Below are 17740 nucleotides of genomic sequence, written 5' to 3' on the forward strand. Positions count from 1 at the left end.
CCGGGTATGACAAGGAGCATGAGACCCGTACGCACCACTGCCCGCGCCCTGCTCAGCGGCATCTTCATCGTTAGCGGCGCCCGTGCGGTGACCAGCCCTGCACCGTACGCCGACCGGGCCAAGACGGTCACCGACCGGGTCGCTCCGATGATCGAACGGGCCGCGCCCCGGCTGCCGACCGATACCGAGAGTCTGGTCCGGCTGCACGGTGCCACCCAGCTCGCCGGTGGCCTGCTGCTGGCGACCGGCCGGCTGACCCGGCCGGCCGCGGCGGTACTGGCGGCCTCGCTGGTGCCCACCACGGTGACCGGCCATCCGTTCTGGTCGGCGACGGAACCGACCGAACGACAACTCCATCAGGTGCACTTTCTCAAGAATCTGGGCCTTCTGGGCGGGCTGCTGCTCGCTGCGGCCGATACTGAGGGTCGACCGGGCCTACGCTGGCGGACCAGCCGGGCCGTCCGGCAGAGCCGGCGGTCGATGCATCGGAGCCGGCAGTCGGTGCGCCGGGCGGTGCACTCGGCGCGTCGGGACGCCCGGATCGCGGTCCGGTCCGCCGTCACCGCCCGGCGACTGCCCGGGTGACCGATAGATCCGCCGAACGACGACCCCGATCGATGGCCGGTAAAATCGGACTTCAGCGCGTAGTTGGGCACCGAAAACCACGAAACAGATAGAACACAGCACACAGCGTTAACAAGGTGGAAATATCGCGAACTAGTGTGGGATCGGACACGGTAGGGTAACGCGCCCGCCTCCGGACGCCGATGCGTTCTAGGCTCGGACCGGCACTGGGGCAACTCTGCACTCAACGACCGGGGGTGGGTAGATCATGGTGGCGGACGTCCGTTCCCGGGTCCGTCGTCTCGCTCCGCTGGGTCGGCGTCGTCTCGCACCGCTGCGCCGTCTGGTACGTGACGTCGAGCGCGGCACGCTCGTGCGCATCGGCCTCGTCGCGCTGACCTGCTACGCCGCCTGGTATGCGATCGGCATGTTCGGCCGACCGTACAACTTCTTCGACATGCGCATCTACCACGGCGCGATCATGTGGTGGGCCAACGGCGGCGACCTGTACGCATTCATCGCGCCGGAAACCACCCTGGGCTTCACCTACCCGCCATTCGCCGGCCTCACCATGCTGCCGATGGCGGTTGTTCCGATGATCACCGCCGGCTGGCTCAACATCGCATTCGGTATCGCCGCCCTCACCATCGTGCTGGCGGTGCTGCTCAGCCCGATCGCGGACCGCTGCGGTTGGCCGCGCTGGTTCACCGTCGGTCTCGCGGTGCCCCTCGCGGTGGCCATCGAACCGTCCCGGGAAACCCTCGGCTACGGGCAGGTGAACCTGCTGCTGTTCGGCCTGATCATCGCCGACCTGGTCGCGTTGCGCTGGCGCGCCGCGCCCACGTCGCACCGGCTGGCCACCGGCGGCCCACTGCGCCGGATCTTCTTCAGCGGCATCTGGGCCGGCGCCGGCATCGGTCTGGCCAGCTCGATCAAGCTGACCCCCGCCCTGTTCATCGTCTACCTGCTGATCACCAGGCAGTGGCGGGCGGCCGCCACCGCGATCGGCACCGCCGCCGCGGTCACCGTCGGCGCGATGATCGTCGCCGCCGACGAGTCAGCCACCTACTTCACTTCGGTGCTGTGGGACACCGGCCGGGTCGGGGTGTCGGACATGACCCCGAACCAGTCGCTGGCCGGTCTGCTGGCCCGGCTCTACGACTCGATGGAGACCCCCGGCCTGCTCTGGATCTCTTTCGCCCTGCTGTTGCTGGCACTCGGGCTGTCCCGGGCCGCCCACGCCCACGCCGACGGCGACGAGTTGACCGCGTTCACCCTGATCGGCCTCACCGCCAACGTGATCAGCCCGATCAGCTGGTCGCACCACCTGGTCTTCGTGATCCCGGCGATCATCGTGCTGGCCGACGCGGCGCTGCGGCGACGCAGCGCCAGCAAGGGGCTGATCTCGCGGCGTACCTACCCGCCCACTGGCGCCGGTATCAGCGGCGTGGCCGGCCTGCGGACCCCGATCTGGTTCCCCGCTCTCACCGGGATGCGGCACGCCACCGCCGCGATCGCGCTCTACCTGCTCTTCCTGGTGTCACCGATCTGGCCGTACGAGCACCAGTTGCCACAGGTCTCGCACTACCACGACGGTCTGTTCGGCGTACTGATGGAAAACTCGCTCGCCCTGGCACTGATCACGCTCGTCGCGGCACTGCCGTGGCGGCCGGGAGCCGAACCGGCGTTCTACACCGACCCGCGACCGCAGATCCGGCACCGCCAGCCGGCCGGTCCGACCGGCACCGGGCTTGCCGATGCCCGGACCGGCACCAGGCAGTCCGATGCCCGGACCTCCGGTCAGGTCAGGGACAGTTGACCCATTCCTCGGTGCCGTCGGCGAAAATCTGCCGCTTCCAGATCGGCAGCCGGGCCTTCGCCTCGTCGACGAGCCGGGCGCAGGCGGCGAAGGCCGCCGCCCGGTGCGCGGTGCTGACCGCCGCCACCAGGGCCACGTCGCCGACGGCAAGCGGCCCCAGCCGGTGTGACACGGCGACGGCGTGCACCGCCGGATCGGCGGCCACCTCGTCGGCGACCTCCCGCAGCACGTCCTCGGCGCTGGGATGGCCCTCGTACTCCAGGCTGAGCACCGACCGGCCGTGGTCGTGGTCGCGGACCACGCCCTGAAAGGAGACCACCGCGCCGGCCCGTGAGTCGGCGACCGCCGCCGCGTGGGCGGCCAGGTCGAGCGGTTGCGAGGTCACTGACACCAGAACAAAAGGTCGGGTGGTTGGAACGGTCACGGCAGACGCTCCCCGGGCAGCAGTGGCAACGGTACGACGGGCACATCGTCGTCGGGGCGGCCGCTGCCGCCCGGCGGGATCACCGCGAAGCCGGCGGCGGCGGCCAGCCCGCGCAGCATCGCCGACCCGACGTGCCGCAACGGGTACGCGGTACCGGTCACCGGATCGACCCGTACCAGGGCAAGGTGGGTGAAGTCGCCACGGCCCGGTACCGCCGCCCCCAGCCGGTACCGGGTCAGCGTCGGCAGCGGCCTGCCCTGCAGTCCGGCGAGCAGCGGCGCGACCAGTGACGCCAGGGCGACGATCGCGGACTGCGGGTTGCCGGGCAGCCCAGCGACGAACCGGTCCCGCCCGTCGGCACCAGTCACCCGGGCGACCAGCATCGGGAACCCCGGTCGGACCGCGACCGTGTTGACCACGTACTCGGCACCGAGTTCGGCCAGCGCCGGATGCAGGTGGTCCACCGGGCCGTGCATGGTGCCGCCCGTGGTGCAGACCAGATCGGCGCCGGCCAGCGCCGACCGCAGCCCGTCGACGTGCGCGGCGAGGGTGTCGGCGACCGGCCCGGTCACCGCCTCGGCAGGCAGTTCGCAGCCGTACCTGCGCAGCCATCCGGGCACCGCCGGGCCGAGCGCGTCGCGCACCCGACCGGCGCCGGGCGGCCCGGTGGTCAGCAGTTCGTCGCCGAACACCAGCAGGCCGGCCCGGATTCGCTGATACACCGGCAGATCGTCGTAGCCGCAGGAGGCGGCGAGGCCGATCACCCCGGGGTCGACCGGCGTACCGGCCGGCAGCAGCTCCTCGGCGGCCGACGCCTCTTCGCCGGGCGAGCGCCACTCCGGCTGCGGCCGCGGCTCGCCGCGTACCAGTCCGGTGTCGTCGCGCGTCGACTCCTCGACCCGCAGCACGCTGGTGGCCCCGGCAGGGACCATCGCGCCGGTGGCGATCTGCACCGCGGTGCCGTCGTCGGACAGTTCCGGCGGCACTCCGCCGGCCAGCACCCGGCCCACCACCCGCCACGGGGCGCCGCCGCGTACCGCCCAGCCGTCGACGCTGGCAGTGCGGAAGGCCGGCAGGTCGGTCAGGGTGGTCAGCGGCCCGGCGAGGGTGGTCCCGTCGGCCTGCGGCAACGGCAGCCGGACCGGCGGGCGGCGGGCGGCCCGGCCGGCGGCGTGCACCAGGGCGCGGGCCTGCCCCCAGTCGACAGGTGGATGCCCGGCGGCCGGGGCGGCCGGGGCGGTCGTCGGTTCGGCGCTCACCGGCCGAGCCTATCCGCCGGCCGGCCACGGCCGGGGGTGCCGGTGGCGTCGACCGGGCCGGGGTGCGGTGGCGTCAACTGCGGGGGTGGTCGCCGCCGGCCAACTGGTCGAGTGCGTGGCGCAGGATCGGCCCGAGCACGGCCAGGCCGTCGCGGGCACCGCCGGTGGAGCCGGGCAGGTTGACGATCAACGTACGACCGGCAACCCCGGCGATGCCCCGGGACAGCGCTGCCGTCGGCACCGCCGACCGGCTGACCGCCCGGATCGCCTCGGCGATCCCCGGGATCTCGTAGTCGAGCACCGAGCGGGTCGCCTCCGGGGTGCGGTCGGTAGGGGTGATTCCGGTGCCGCCGCTGGTCACGACCAGATGGACCCCGTCGGCGACCGCCCGGCGCAGCGCCTGCGTCACCGGTTCGCCGTCGGCGACGACCAACGGTTCGTCGACCTGGCAGCCGAGGTCACGCAGGCCAGCGACCAGCAGCGGACCGCTGGTGTCGGAGTAGACGCCGGCGGCGGCGCGGTTGGAGGCGACCACCACCCGGGCATGCGGGCTCACGACCGGCCCGCCGGGCGGTGCCAGTCGCCGGTCTTGCCGCCCTCCTTGGAAAGCACCCGGACGTCGTCCAGCACGGCGGCCGGGTCGACTGCCTTGATCATGTCGATCAGGGTCAGCCCGGCGGTGGCGACCGAGGTGAGGGCCTCCATCTCGACCCCGGTCCGGTCGGCGGTCCGCACCGTCGCGGTGATCTCGATGGAGTCCGCGGTCAGCGCCAGGTCGACGACCACACCGTGCAGCGCGATCGGATGGCACAGCGGGATCAGGTCGGGGGTGCGCTTGGCACCCATGATGCCGGCGATCCGGGCGACGGCCAGCGCGTCGCCCTTGGGTAGGCCGTCGCGGCGCAGCAGTTCGATGACCTCGCCGGTGGTACGCAGTCGTCCCGCTGCCACGGCACGGCGGACGCTCGGCGGCTTGGCGGTGACGTCCACCATCCGCGCGGCGCCTGTCTCATCGACATGGGTCAGGTTCGGTACCTCGGTCACCTGAACGAGCCTATCGAGCAAACCAGTCGGCCCTGGCTCGACCGCCACGGTTGGCGGCAGAGTTGGCATCGGGCCGGTGGTACCGGCGACCTGCCGGCCCGGATGTCACCTCCCAACTTCTCCACCGAGCCGCACTTCCGGATTACCTTCGCGGATACCTACCACAGCTCTCAAATCGTGCATGCCTAAGGAATCCATAAGGTTATGAGCGAACCTGTTCGAGTGCATTCCGTCGGCGATCAATAACCAACGGTGACAAACTCCCGCCATCTTCACTAATCATGCGCATATGGACATTTATCCGTATGCAAGTGCCATATCGCAACTCTATGGTTCTCCTGTCAGCAAGAGCCGGCAGCAACAACTGCCCAATCGAGTGGAGGGGAAGACCATGCGCAGCAACGAATGGTACTGATACTGTCGTCTACCGATGACGAGCAGTAGTTCTGCGGGACACGCAGCGCAACAAGATCAGGAACGGGTGTGACCCGCATAGTTCGACGCGACAACGAGACCGATCGGCAGCTGGTGCTGCTCGTCGGTCTCGTCGCCGTTTGTGCGGTGGCCGTCGGCGCCTCGTCGCTCTACCTTGTCGCCGGGTCACTGGTCAGCACTCCCGACGAATTGGCGCTCGTCGCCGCCCTGATCTTCCTCGCCGCGGTCGGGGTCACCGTAAAATGGTTCGTCCGTATCCGGTCGACGGCCCACGCCATCGCCTGGAGCGAAGTCGCCATCCTGGTCGGACTCGCGGTGGCACCCGCCACCCTGGTGGTGCTCTGCACCGGCCTCGGTGTCGGCCTCGCGATGATCGTGCAACGGATAGCCCGGATCAAGGCGATCTTCGCCGTCGCGAAGAACATGCTCGTCGCCGCCGCCGCTGGTGCCGGCCTGCACACGCTGAACTGGGATCCGGAGCTGGCGATCTACAGCGCGGCGTTCTTCGGGCCACTCGTCACCGCATATGTAGTGGCGGTCGTGCTCGACGAGGTGCTCACCATCCCGGTCATCGCCCGCGCCACCGGAACCGGGCTCTGTGCCATCTTCCGGCACAACCTCGGACTCCGGGTCTCCAGCGCGGTGATCCGGTTCCCGTTGATCGTCGCCATCCTGCTGATCCTCAAGGCGGACCAGTGGCTGCTGGTGACGATCCCACCGGTCGTGCTCTGCATCCACCTTGCCTACGCCGGACATGCCAGGGCCCGCGACGACCAGCAGGCCTGGCAGCGGCTCGCCCGGGCCACCGATGCGCTCAACGTCGTCGACCTCGACGCGGTGCTGTCCATCGCTGTGGTGCAGGCCGCCGACCTGTTCTCCACCGACCGGGTCGAGGTCGAACTCAACGAACCTGCCCGGCTGGTCCAGGGCAACAGCGACGGTGTGCAGTACGACGGCCCCACCGGCAGCGCCCCCACCCCGCACATGCGGACCGTGATCGCCGTACCGCTCGCCGGTCCGGGCAGCACCCTCAGTGTCGGCACCCTGCGGCTCTGCCTGACCGGCCCGGTCAAGTTCTCCGACCGGGAGCACTACACGCTGCGTACCTTCGCGTCCGCGCTGTGCACGGCGGTCCGCAACGCCTCGCTCTACCAGCAGTTGAACCAGGTCGCCGAACGGCACGCCCGCGAGGCCGCACAGGACGAACTCACCGGGCTGGCGAACCGGCGCCGGTTGATGGAGCACGGCGTCGAACTGCTCGGCAGCCGGCGCACCAGCGGGATCACCGCGCTGCTCCTCGTCGACCTCAACCACTTCAAGGAGATCAACGACACGCTCGGCCACGGCGCCGGCGACAAGGTGCTGATCCAGGTCGCCCGGCGACTGTCCGCGAACGTGCAGCCCGGTGACCTGGTCGCCCGGCTCGGCGGCGACGAATTCGCCGTACTGCTGACCACACTGCCGGCTCCCGCGATCGCCGCGCACCGGGCGGACGCGCTACTCGCCGCGATCTGCGAACCGATGGAACTCGACGGCATGCGGATGAACGTCGAGGCCAGTGGCGGCATCGCCGTCGCACCGGGCAGCGGCGGAATGGCCGAACTGCTGCGCCGCGCCGACGTGGCGATGTACCAGGCGAAGCGGTCCGGCGGCCGGACCGCCGTCTACGCCCGCAGCCGGGACACCGCCGACGTCGGTCGGCTGGCGCTCGGCGGAGACCTGCGTCGGGTGGTCGCCCAGCACGAGTTCAACGTCGACTTCCAACCGATCGTCGACCTCGGCACCGGGGAGGTGATCGCCGCCGAGGCGCTCGCCCGCTGGCAGCACCCCGACCGGGGGCGTCTCGACCCGAAACGCTTCCTGGAGACCGTCGAACGCTCCGGTCTGCTCCCCGCCTTCGCCGACGCGGTCCTGGAGCAGTCCCTGATCGCCGCCGCCACCTGGCACGAAGCCGGCTTCGCGCTGCCGGTCGCGGTCAACCTGTCCCCGCGCAGCCTGCTCGACCGGCGGTTCCCCGGTGCCGTACTGGCCCGGTTGCAGGCCCACGACGTCCCGCCCGACCGGCTCATCCTGGAGCTCACCGAGACCCTCACCCTCAGCCAGCTCGAAGTGGTCGACCAGGTGCTCGGCCAACTCCGCGACGCCGGAGTACGGCTCGCCCTGGACGAGTTCGGCACCGGCTACTCGTCGCTGTCCATGCTGTCCCGGGTGCCGGTGCACGAGCTCAAGATCGCGCGTTCGTTCGTAATGAGCATGGAGACCTCCTCCGAGGCGGTCGCCGTCGTCCGGTCGACCGTCGACCTCGGCCGCAGCCTCGGCCTGGCCGTCGTCGCCGAGGGTGTGGAGAGCGAGCCACAGCGTCGCGCGCTGTGGACGATCGGCTGCACCGCCGGTCAGGGACATCTGTTCGCCCGACCGATGCCGGCCCACCGGCTGCTCACCGCGCTGCAGTGCGGTTCCGGCGGCCGCCCCGGCAACCTGGCCAGTCCACTGCACGACGAAGGCGCCGTGATCCGGATCGGCCAGACCCGCCGGGCCGGCCAACGGCACCGGAACGAGAAGGTACCGCACCTGCCAGCCTGACCGTTCTGTCAGACTTGCCGGCGTGACCGTCACGGCGGCCGGATCCGCAGCTCGCCAGCGCCGCCCGGCTGGCCCGGCCCGGCGGTGGCGGGCTGCCGCCGCCCGCCGCTGGCTGCAACTGGACCGGGGCGCCGGTGGCCTCGTCGGCGACCTGACGCTCTATCTGCTCTCCGCAGCCTTCGCGGCAGTCACGGCGGTCGCCTCCACTCTCGCCCCACACCGAGCCTGGGGGGCCGTCGCCGTTGTCGGATACGCGGCCGCCGCCCTCGTCGTGGTCGGCCAACTCGCCGTCCGACGCACGGCCCGCCAGCGGCTGACCGGCGGCGGCACCGGCGATTGGCAGCCCACCGGCAGGGCCACCCGGACGTGGCTGACCGGCGGCGCCGCCCGCGCGTGGCTGACCGGAGTCACCTGGGCGGCGGTGGTCGCGGTGCCCCTGGTCATGCAGGCCGAGCAGCGGGCCGATGGACGCACCGACCGGGCCCAGGAAGAGGTGGTTGTGGTCGACGACGGCGGCGCCTCCCGGCTACTCGCCGACGGCAGCCCGTACCTGTCCGAACAGCAGATCGCGGCGCTGCCGGCGGACGAACGGCTGCTCGGCTACCTGCCGTACCAGCCCGGGATGGCGATCTTCGGGCTGCCCCGGGCGCTGGCCGGCACCGGTTGGTGGACCGACGCCCGGATCTGGTTCGCCGTCGCCACCGTCGCCGCCCTGGCCGCGGCCCTCGCCCTGGCGCGCCGCCGTGCCGGCCCGGCCGGCGATCGGGTACTCGTGCGCGCCGCTCAGCTCAGCACCGTACTGCCGATCGCCGCGCTGGCCATGAGCACCGGCGGCGACGACCTGCCGGTGCTGGCCCTCGCCCTGCTCGCCCTGGTGCTCTGCACCGGCGGCCGGTACGCGGCGGCGGGGACGGCCATCGGCGCGGCGGCCGCGCTCAAGCTGTTCGCCTGGCCGATCCTGCTGGTGCTGCTCTGCCACGCCGCCACCCGCGATCGACGGGCCGTGGGGCGGGTCGCGGCTGGCGGGATCACCCTGCCGCTGCTCGCCCTGGTGCCGGTGGCGGTGGTCGACCACGCCGCGCTGATCCACAACGTGCTCGGCTTCCCACTCGGTGCCGGCATGGTCTCCAGTCCGGCTGCCTCGCCGCTGCCCGGCATGCTGATCTCCACCTGGATGCCCGGCGGGCGGATCGTCGCTGGCGGGTTGCTGCTGGCCGTCGGGCTGGCCATCGCGGTACGGCTGGTCCGCCGGCCGCCGCGAACCGCCGCTGCGGCGGCCCTGATCTGCGGCCTCGGCCTGCTGGCCGCGACGCTGCTGCTGCCGTCGACCCGGTTCGGCTACCTGCTCTACCCGGTCGCCCTGTTCAGCTGGGTCCCCGTGCTCCGGGTCGCCGAGGTGCAGGCGCAGGCATTCGCGCCGGACCGTGACGAGCCGTTGCCGCCGTACGGGCCAGGCCGGTGATGCCCCGGGGATCGACGGCACCGCTGGTCCTCGCCGCGGTAGCAGTCGGCGGCGCGGTCGGGGCGGCCGCCCGCTTCGGCATCGCCGCCGGCTGGCCGGGCCCGGTCGAAGCCGGACCGCCCTGGCCGACCCTGGTCACCAACCTCGTCGGATGCGCGTTGATCGGTGTCCTGATGCGGGTGGTCACCGCCGTGCCCCGGCCGCACCGGCTGCTCCGGCCGTTCCTCGGTGCCGGCGTACTCGGCGGCTTCACCACGTTCTCGGTCCAGACCCTGGAGGTCGCCGACCTGCTCGCCGCCGGACGGCCCTGGCTGGCCGGCGGCTACACGCTCGGCACCCTGGTGGGCGCGCTGGGCGCGGTCTGGCTCGGCGGCGCGGCGGCCCGGCCGCTCGCCGACCGGCTCGCGCGGCGGGTCCGGTGACCTGCCCCGACCGCTCGGAAGGTACGGGATGAGTCTGCTCCTGGTGATGTGCGGCGGGGCGGTCGGCGCGCTGGTTCGCTACCTCACCGACCGGGTCGTGGTGGGACTCGGCCGGCCCAGCTTCTGGGGCACCTTCCTGGTCAACCTGGCCGGGGCCGCGCTGATCGGCCTGCTCGCCGGAGCCGGACTGGCCGGGGGCGGCTGGCCGGCCCGGCTGCTCGCCACCGGCCTCTGCGGCGCGCTGACCACCTACTCGACCTTCGCCTACGAGGTGGTCCAGCTGGCCGGCGGCTCCGGCCGGGAGCGTTGGACGGCCGCCGGCTACGCCACCGGAACCCTGCTGGCCGGATTCGCCGCGCTACTGGTCGGCCGCCTGGCCGGCGACATCCTGGCCGGGTGACGGCGACCGTCGGTGTGGAAAGGGTGACGCCGACCGTCGGTGTGGAATCCGCCGACCGCGCGGCGGGCGGGCGGGAAACGGCGTACACCTTGAAGACATGGAGATGGAGTACCGGGACCGCCGCGACGCAGGGGAGCAGCTGACCGGGCAGCTGGCGCAGCTGCGGGGACGACCGGACGTTGTCGCCCTCGGGCTGTTGCGGGGCGGGGCACCGGTCGCGGCGGTGATCGCCGACCAGCTCGACGTGGCGTACGACGTGCTGGTCATCCGCAAACTCGGCCTGCCGTCGGCGGCCGAGGTCGCCTTCGGCGCGATCGGGCCGGGCGGGGTGCGGGTGCTGAACCCGGAGATCGCCGACCAGCTCGACCCGGGACAGATCGCCCGGATAACCGCCGAGGAGACCATTGAGTTGCGCCGCCGCGAGCAGCTGTTCCGGGGCGACCGGCCGCCGCTGGACCTACATGGCCGGACCGCCGTCCTGGTTGACGACGGGTTGGCCACCGGCGCGTCGGCCCGGGCGGCGGTCGCGGTGAGTCGAAGCCTCGGTACGGACCGGGTGGTGCTGGCGGTGCCGGTCGGCTCGGCCGAGGCGATCGCCACGCTCCAAGCCGTGGTCGACGAGGTCGTCTGCCCCCTGCGACCGACGGACTTTCGCGCCGTCGGTCGTTACTACCAGGATTTCCACCAGGTGTCCGACGACGAGATCGCCGCGTTGCCAGTCGGCAGGTGAGGATCGGAGCCGGTACCGTCGAGTCATGCAGATGAACTGTCCCAAGTGTCACGGCGCCATGCGGCAGTACGAGCGCAGTGGGATCACCGTCGACCAGTGCACCGAGTGTCGCGGCATCTTCCTGGACCGGGGCGAGCTGGAGCGACTGCTGGACGCGGAGGCAGCCTGGAACGGTGGTGCCGGCGGCCAGCAGCCGGGTCAGCCACCCCGCCCGGCACCGAGTCCGGCCGGCGGTTATCCGCCGCCTCCGCCGCCACCGCCGGTGCACCATCAGCCCGGCTACCCGCCGCCGGCCCCGGCCTACCCGCCGGCTCCCGCGTACGGGCACCACGGCTACCACGGACACTACCGGCACAAGCGGCAGAAGAGCTTTCTCAACCAGCTCTTTGACTGAGCCTGTTCCCCGGCGGTCCGGAACTGCGCTGGTCCGGGCCGCCGCACGGCCGGCAGCGCGGCGGCCGTCCCGGGCAAGGTGGCTCAGATCGCCATGTCGACGAACCGGGAGAGGTGCAGCTGGGCGGCGACAGTCACCGTGTCGGTCGGCCCGTTACGGTGCTTGGCGACAATGAAGTCCGCCTCGCCCGCCCGAGGCGACTCCTTGTCGTAGTAGTCATCTCGGTGCAACAGAATGACCACGTCCGCGTCCTGCTCGATCGACCCCGACTCACGCAAATCAGACAATTGCGGCCGCTTGTCGGTACGCTGCTCCGGGCCACGGTTCAACTGACTGACCGCGATCACCGGGCACTCGACCTCCTTGGCCAGCAGTTTGAGCCCACGGGACAGATCCGCGACCTCCTGCTGACGGCTCTCGGTGCGTTTCGGTGAGGTCATCAGCTGCAGGTAGTCGACGACGATCATTTTCAGGTCGTGCCGCTGCCGAAGCCGCCGCGCCTTGGCCCTGATCTCCATCAGGTTCATGTTGGGCGTGTCGTCGACGAAGAGCGGCGCCTCACTGATCTCGCCCATCCGACGAGCCAGCTTCGTCCAGTCGTCGTCGGAGAGCTGGCCGGAGCGCAGGACATGCAACGGCACCTTCGCCTCGGCGGAGAGCAGCCGCATGACGATCTCCACCTTGCTCATCTCCAGCGAGAAGATCGCGCTGGCGTGGCCGGCCCGGATCGCCGCGTTGCGGGCGAAGTCCATCGATGCGGTCGAGTTGTGCGTCGGGATCATCGTCCGGCCGGCGAGATAAAGATGGTCAGGGTTGTCCACGGTGACGCAGCGCACCGGCACGCTGCGGACCGGTCGGATCGAGGTGACCCGTCGCTGCTGGTCGTCATGAGTGTGGATGGTCACCGTGTAGACGCTGGACGGCGAGGTCATCCGGCCCTGGACGGTGCCTGCCGACACGGTGCAGTGCAGACCGAGGCTCGCCACCAACTCGCGTACCGTCTCAACCATCAGACGCGAAGTGGTCCGGTACTCGTCCAGCCCGCCGGGGTTGCGGGTGCCGGCGGTGTCCAACAGGCCGGTCAGCAGCGCCCGCCGCTGCCGCTCGGAACTGCGCAGGTACGCGTCGGGGATTCGCCGGTCGGCCTGGCGGTGGTCGGCAGCCGGGTCACCACCGGCAAGATCGACCCCCAACTGGTACGGCGGCACCGGCAGGTCGTCGCGGTCGGGCAGCGCCAAGGCGTGGCAGTTCGTGACGGTGACCTCGGGGCGCTCCGCTGGTGACCGGTCGAGCAGGTCCAGGATCTCTTCGGTGGTCAGTACCTGGGTGGACCGTGCAGGTGCGGACTGGGCCGGTCGTGGCCCGGACCGGCCGGCCGACGCCAGAGCGGCCGAGACCGGCACCGGGGTGACAGCAGCCAGCGCCGCGCCGGCCGCTACCGGTACCGGCACGGCGGGCCGATGCGTCACCTGCCAGAGGTGGTCACCGTCGGCGACGATCACCGAGCCGTCGGAGAACTCGACCTGGTAGGACCGCCCGCCGAGCAGGACGGCAGAGGTGCCGACGACCGTGGTGGGTCGACCGGTGGCGTCGAGTAGTCGGTCACCGACCACGACCTCACCCATGGTGGTCCAGCCGGTCGGGGTGGGCAGCGGGGTGTCCAGCGCCAACGCCTTGCCGAGGCCGGGTCGGCCGGCGACGATGATCAACTGTCCGGGGTGCAGCCCGTTGAGCAACCGGTCCAGGTCAGTGAACCCGGTGGGCACCCCGGTCATCATGCCGGCCTGGGCACCTACCGCCTCGATCTCGTCGAGGGTCGGCTGCAGCATGTCGGCCAGGACCGCGAAGTCCTCGCTGACCCGCCGTTCCGTGACGTCGTATACCGCCTGCTGAGCGAGATCGACGACGTCGTCGATGTCCCGGCCACCGCCGGCGGCCGAACCGTACCCGAGCTGCACGATCTTGGTGCCGGCCTCGACGATGCGGCGCAGCACCGCGCGCTCGGCCACGATCCTGGCGTAGTAGGAGGCGTTGGCCGCAGTCGGCACGCTTGCGATCAGGGTGTGCAGATACGGCGCACCACCGATCCGGCCGAGGTCACCCGAGTTGGCGAGCGCGGCGGAGACGGTGATCGCGTCCGCCGGCTCGCCTCGCCCGTACAGGTCCAGCACCGCGTCGAAGACCGTGGCGTGGATCGGGCGGTAGAAGTCATGCGGTTTGAGGATCTCCACGACGTCGGCGATGGCGTCCTTGGAGAGCAGCATTCCGCCGAGGACACACTGTTCGGCGGCGACATCCTGGGGCGGCGTGCGGTCGAAGGGCTCACCGCCGGTGGGCGGACCGGGTGGCTTAACCGGTGGGCCGGGCGGGCCGGTCGGGCGGGCCGGTGGCCGGGGCTCGGTCTGCAGGTCGTCCGTGATGGACATCCGGGCGCCCCCCTTCACTACATCACTGCCGCGAGTCAACTGCGCGGGTACGACATCGTCTGCTCGTGCGTCGTCGACGACCTGCGGTCGGCCCACCAGGGACCGGGCGACCGGGGGGCGTCGCATCGGCGTGGGAGGGCTCCGGGAAACGATACGGACTTGCGGCGGCATGCCCAAACACGGCGGTGGATGAACCTCTGGACAAGCTGTGGACAGGATGGCGCAGGCTGTGCACAACCTTGTGCACAGCCTGTGGAAAACTCGCCGCCAAGCCGGCGATAAGCCCTCTGAGCTGGGACTTCTCGATCCACAGCCGGTGGACAATAATCTGCACCGGGCTGCCCGCCGGGCTACCGGCTACTATCGGGCGGGAACTGATTCGCCGGCCCAGCCGATCACGGCTCGATAGCGAAGGGGCGAGGCTCCGGCGGTGGACTACCGGGAGTGGGAGTACGGCGACCGCCCTCCACGCGAGCGGCGGTCGGCTGCCCGGTGGCCCGACGACACCGATACCGACCCGGTCACACGCTCTCGTCGACCGCAGCGCTACGACCCGACCGAGGATGACGAGGCACCACGCGGCCGGCGCCGCTACGAGGACCGACGCGGCCGCTACGAGGACCGACGCGACAGTGCGCGGCACCAGGCCGACCGGGGCAGCCCGGCTACGGACCGGTGGGCGCTGCCCGCCGGCCCGACCCCGCCAACAGGTGAGCCGGTCCATCGGGATCCGCCGGCTGGCCACGCCGGGCGGCACCGCGACGAATCGTGGCAGATTCCTGAGCAGCCGGTACGGGGCCGTCGGTCCCGTGACCGTCCGGCGCTGCCAGCGGCCGGGCCCGAGATCGACGCCCACGACTGGGACCGGCCTCGGCGGGCACCGGGCCGGCGCCGCGCGGCCGAGGACCCGATCTCCGGCAGCCCGGTGTCCGGCGATTCGGCGGGCTGGCGGCGTGAGCCGCCCGATAGTCGTTCCGGTCCGGTGTCGGGCGCAGGTCCGCTCGACCCGGACGGTCCAGCCACCGCGCCGCCCGCGACCTGGTCGAGCGCGCCAGCTCGATGGTCGACGCCGCCGAGTGATCCAGGTGACCCTGGTGACCGGGAGGGTTACGGCGGCCGCAGTCGCCGATCGTCTCGTCGTAGCGGCCAGCCGTCCGACGCTGACCGGCCCGGTCGCCGACGGCGCGACCGCGACGACATCCGGCGTCGCCTCGACGACGACCACGCTGCGCAGTGGCTACGCGACGACGAGCCCGCCAGCCGATGGTCCAGCGCGACGGACCACACCAGCGAATGGTCCCGGGATGCCGACCACACCAGCGAATGGTCCCGGGGTGCCGACCACACCAGCGAATGGTCCCGGGATGCCGACCACACCAGCGAATGGTCCCGGGGTGCCGAGCGCACCGGCGGGTGGCCTCGAGGTGCCGAGCGCACCGGCGGGTGGCCGCGAGAGGCGGACCAGGCCGGGCGATGGGACCGGCCGGCCCGCCGCGAGATCGAACCGCCCCGGCGGGAGTTCACCGACGAGACCGGCACCTGGCCGCGGGCCGCGTCCTCGCCGCGGGCGATCGGCGCGGGCCCGGCGCAGCCGCCCACCCGTCGGGCCCGGGAGTTGGGCCGCGGGGCGTACCGCCCGGAACCGGTCGACAGCTGGCGCGAGATCGGCGACCAGACCGATCAGTGGCACCGGGGCGACGACCCGGAGAGCTGGCCGGCCGGTAGCCGCACCGGGGCGCGCAAGAGACGCGCGGCCGAGGTCGGCGACGTCGCCGACGTCGCCGACGTCCTTCCGCCGGTCGATCCGTGGCCGCAGGTCGAGCCGGGCCGGGAAGGCACCTTCTGGTCGGGGACCCGGCTGGCCGCAGACGACCCCAGGTGGGTGGAGACGCCGGCTTCGGCACCCCGGTCACCGATCGCCCTGCCGAGCGCGCCCCGCTCCCGGGTGCTGCCCGAGCAACGACCACGGCCGCGGTACGAGCCCCCGTCGCAGCGGCGGTTGACGTACCGGATCGACGACGAACTGATCGACGCCGACCAGGGCGGCTATCTGTCCTCGCTGCTGTACACGGCTGCCTGGTACGCCCTGCCGGTGGTGGCGTTTCTGATCTGGAGCCTCACCCTGGACGGCACCCCGGCGACCAACGACTGCGTTCTCGGGGTGGACGGCGACTGCCTCTCCGCTCGGGCACAGGCGATCAACTCGCTACTGGCCGCTGCTCCGGCCTTCGCGTACGCGTTGATGATCTCGCTGGTCCTGGCGGTGACGATCAGGTGGGTCAGCGGCACGTGGCGCGCCTCGAGTGTCGGCCTGGCGGCGGCGGTGATCGGCGGCGGCATGTCGACCGTACTCGCCAGCGCTATCACCGGCCAACCGATCGGCTGACGCCGGATCTACCGGGCGGGTCCCGGATCCCCGACTGTTCGCGCTGGTCGTCGCGGGTGCCGTGCTCCTAGGATCGACCGGTGTTCAGCCGCAGCCAGAGGATCAACCTGACCGTGACCGGGCCACTGCTCGCCGTACTGGCGACGGTGCTGGTGACCGGGTGCGGCGCGGCCGGCGACGACGCTGCGGTCGATGACGGCCCTACTGCCAGCGGGGCGCCGTCCGAGGCGTCGTCCGGTACCGCCGTGCCGGCCGCTACCCCGTCGGATGGCACGCCACCACCGTCCGGCGCGGCGGGGCTGGGTGCGGCACCGATGCCGTCGAAGGCTCCCGACCGGCCGCCGGTGGCCGGTCCGGCAGCCGGCAACCCCGACGGACGAGCTCAGGTGCCGGCGCGGGCCCGCGCGGTGGACACCAGCCGGCCGACCCGCACGATCGGCGACGGTACGTCGGCCAGCTGCACCTCCCAGGCGGTCGTCGAAGCGGTCGCGGCCGGCGGAATCATCACCTTCGCCTGCGGGCCTAAGCCGGTGGTGATCACGATGGACCGGACGGCGAAGGTCCGCAACGCGGCCAGTCGGCAGGTGGTGCTGGACGGCGGCGGGCTGGTCACCCTCAGCGGCGGCGGACAACGACGAATTCTGTACATGAACACCTGCGACGAGGCGCAGGGCTGGACGACCTCGCACTGCAACGATCAGGACCATCCCGAACTGGTCGTGCAGAACCTGACCTTCGCCGACGGCGATTCCACCGGTGAGCAGGTCGACGGTGGTGGCGGCGGCGCAATCTTCGTCCGGGGCGGCCAGTTCCGGGTGGTCAACTCCCGGTTCGTCGGTAACCGCTGCGACCCGACCGGACCGGACCTCGGGGGCGCGGCGATCCGGGTGCTGGACCAGTGGCAGGACCAGCCGGTGTACGTGGTGCAGAGCACCTTCGGCGGGGCGCCCGGCGACGGCGGGGTGTGTGCCAACGGCGGAGCGTTGAGCAGCATCGGTGTCTCGTGGACCGTGCTGAACAGTGTGCTGACGCACAACTCGGCGACCGGCAACGGTGCGAATCCAGCCAAGCCCGGCACCCCGGGCGGCGGTAGTGGCGGGGCGATCTACGCCGACGGCAACCGGTTCACCGTCTCCATCGCCGGCACCGTCATCGCCGACAACGAGGCGCGGGAAGGTGGCGGGGCCATCTTCTTTGTCAGCAACGACCGGTCCGGCACGCTCGAACTGACAGATTCAGTGCTGCGCCGCAACACCAGTCACGGTTTCGCCACCGCCGGCTACCCGGGCATCTTCTACCTCGGGTCTGGGGATCCGGTCGTCGTCTCCAGCACTTTGCGCTGAACATGGTTCAGGGGCCACACCGTCTGGTGTGACCCCTGAGCCGGATGTC

Annotated in this window: 14 protein-coding genes and 1 pseudogene; 10 read left to right on the forward strand and 5 right to left on the reverse strand. The window is 71.6% G+C overall.

The genetic code is table 11. The features are described 5' to 3' along the window. Nucleotides 1–18 precede the first annotated feature (18 nt). Entirely contained in the window at nt 19–585 is a 567-nt protein-coding gene (locus O7553_RS26595; protein WP_281552311.1) for a DoxX family protein, read from the forward strand. Between the two features lie 247 nt (nt 586–832). Further along, nucleotides 833–2257, forward strand: a pseudogene (locus O7553_RS26600) (glycosyltransferase 87 family protein); the annotation flags it as partial. A gap of 112 nt (nt 2258–2369) precedes the next feature. On the opposite strand, the gene O7553_RS26605 reads toward O7553_RS26600, so the two are convergent. The 4 genes from O7553_RS26605 to moaC form a co-directional block, all read right to left on the reverse strand. Continuing rightward, the gene (locus O7553_RS26605; protein ID WP_281555765.1) at nt 2370–2777 is read right to left on the reverse strand and encodes a molybdenum cofactor biosynthesis protein MoaE; all 408 of its coding nucleotides are present in this window, start codon (nt 2775–2777) and stop codon (nt 2370–2372) included. Nucleotides 2778–2803: 26 nt separating this feature from the next. Further along, nucleotides 2804–4066 carry a molybdopterin molybdotransferase MoeA gene (locus tag O7553_RS26610; RefSeq protein WP_281552312.1) on the reverse strand — a complete coding sequence of 421 codons (1263 nt, stop codon included), beginning with the start codon at nt 4064–4066 and terminating at the stop codon, nt 2804–2806. Between the two features lie 73 nt (nt 4067–4139). Continuing rightward, nucleotides 4140–4646 carry a MogA/MoaB family molybdenum cofactor biosynthesis protein gene (locus O7553_RS26615; protein WP_281555766.1) on the reverse strand — a complete coding sequence of 169 codons (507 nt, stop codon included), beginning with the start codon at nt 4644–4646 and terminating at the stop codon, nt 4140–4142. After that, nucleotides 4619–5110, reverse strand: coding sequence for a cyclic pyranopterin monophosphate synthase MoaC (moaC, locus tag O7553_RS26620; RefSeq protein WP_281552313.1), 492 nt, complete (start codon nt 5108–5110; stop codon nt 4619–4621). Before moaC ends, O7553_RS26615 begins: the two co-directional genes overlap by 28 nt. A gap of 483 nt (nt 5111–5593) precedes the next feature. On the opposite strand from moaC, the gene O7553_RS26625 reads away from it, so the two are divergent. The 6 genes from O7553_RS26625 (at nt 5594) to O7553_RS26650 (ending at nt 11536) form a co-directional block, all read left to right on the forward strand. Then, nucleotides 5594–8128, forward strand: a complete 2535-nt coding sequence (locus O7553_RS26625) for a bifunctional diguanylate cyclase/phosphodiesterase (RefSeq protein WP_281552314.1) — start codon at nt 5594–5596, stop codon at nt 8126–8128. Nucleotides 8129–8240: 112 nt separating this feature from the next. After that, complete coding sequence (locus tag O7553_RS26630) at nt 8241–9590, forward strand: glycosyltransferase 87 family protein (protein WP_281555767.1); 1350 nt, start codon at nt 8241–8243, stop codon at nt 9588–9590. Then, nucleotides 9590–10012 (forward strand): CrcB family protein, encoded by a 423-nt coding sequence (locus O7553_RS26635; RefSeq protein ID WP_281555768.1) that lies wholly within the window; start codon nt 9590–9592, stop codon nt 10010–10012. Before O7553_RS26630 ends, O7553_RS26635 begins: the two co-directional genes overlap by 1 nt. A gap of 28 nt (nt 10013–10040) precedes the next feature. Then, entirely contained in the window at nt 10041–10412 is a 372-nt protein-coding gene (locus O7553_RS26640; protein WP_281552315.1) for a CrcB family protein, read from the forward strand. Between the two features lie 97 nt (nt 10413–10509). Next, entirely contained in the window at nt 10510–11142 is a 633-nt protein-coding gene (locus tag O7553_RS26645; RefSeq protein ID WP_281552316.1) for a phosphoribosyltransferase family protein, read from the forward strand. A gap of 25 nt (nt 11143–11167) precedes the next feature. Next, entirely contained in the window at nt 11168–11536 is a 369-nt protein-coding gene (locus tag O7553_RS26650) for a zf-TFIIB domain-containing protein (RefSeq protein ID WP_281552317.1), read from the forward strand. Nucleotides 11537–11619: 83 nt separating this feature from the next. Here the strand turns inward: O7553_RS26650 and dnaB are convergent, their stop codons facing one another. Then, nucleotides 11620–13962 carry a replicative DNA helicase gene (dnaB, locus tag O7553_RS26655; protein WP_281552318.1) on the reverse strand — a complete coding sequence of 781 codons (2343 nt, stop codon included), beginning with the start codon at nt 13960–13962 and terminating at the stop codon, nt 11620–11622. Nucleotides 13963–14392: 430 nt separating this feature from the next. Between dnaB and O7553_RS26660 the strand changes: the two genes are divergently transcribed. After that, complete coding sequence (locus O7553_RS26660; protein ID WP_281552319.1) at nt 14393–16348, forward strand: hypothetical protein; 1956 nt, start codon at nt 14393–14395, stop codon at nt 16346–16348. Nucleotides 16349–16428: 80 nt separating this feature from the next. Further along, entirely contained in the window at nt 16429–17691 is a 1263-nt protein-coding gene (locus O7553_RS26665) for a hypothetical protein (protein ID WP_281552320.1), read from the forward strand. The last annotated feature ends 49 nt before the right edge of the window (nt 17692–17740 follow it).

Origin of the sequence: Solwaraspora sp. WMMA2059 (assembly GCF_027497315.1) — a bacterium.
In the GTDB taxonomy this organism is placed as follows: domain Bacteria; phylum Actinomycetota; class Actinomycetes; order Mycobacteriales; family Micromonosporaceae; genus Micromonospora_E.

Excerpts from the sequence above, each read along its gene's own strand:
- O7553_RS26595 (WP_281552311.1), top strand. The coding sequence starts at position 19 with ATGAGACCCGTACGCACCACTGCCCGCGCCCTGCTCAGCGGCATCTTC.
- O7553_RS26635 (WP_281555768.1), top strand. The coding sequence starts at position 9,590 with ATGCCCCGGGGATCGACGGCACCGCTGGTCCTCGCCGCGGTAGCAGTC.
- O7553_RS26640 (WP_281552315.1), top strand. The coding sequence starts at position 10,041 with ATGAGTCTGCTCCTGGTGATGTGCGGCGGGGCGGTCGGCGCGCTGGTT.
- O7553_RS26645 (WP_281552316.1), top strand. The coding sequence starts at position 10,510 with ATGGAGATGGAGTACCGGGACCGCCGCGACGCAGGGGAGCAGCTGACC.
- O7553_RS26650 (WP_281552317.1), top strand. The coding sequence starts at position 11,168 with ATGCAGATGAACTGTCCCAAGTGTCACGGCGCCATGCGGCAGTACGAG.
- dnaB (WP_281552318.1), bottom strand. The coding sequence starts at position 13,962 with ATGTCCATCACGGACGACCTGCAGACCGAGCCCCGGCCACCGGCCCGC.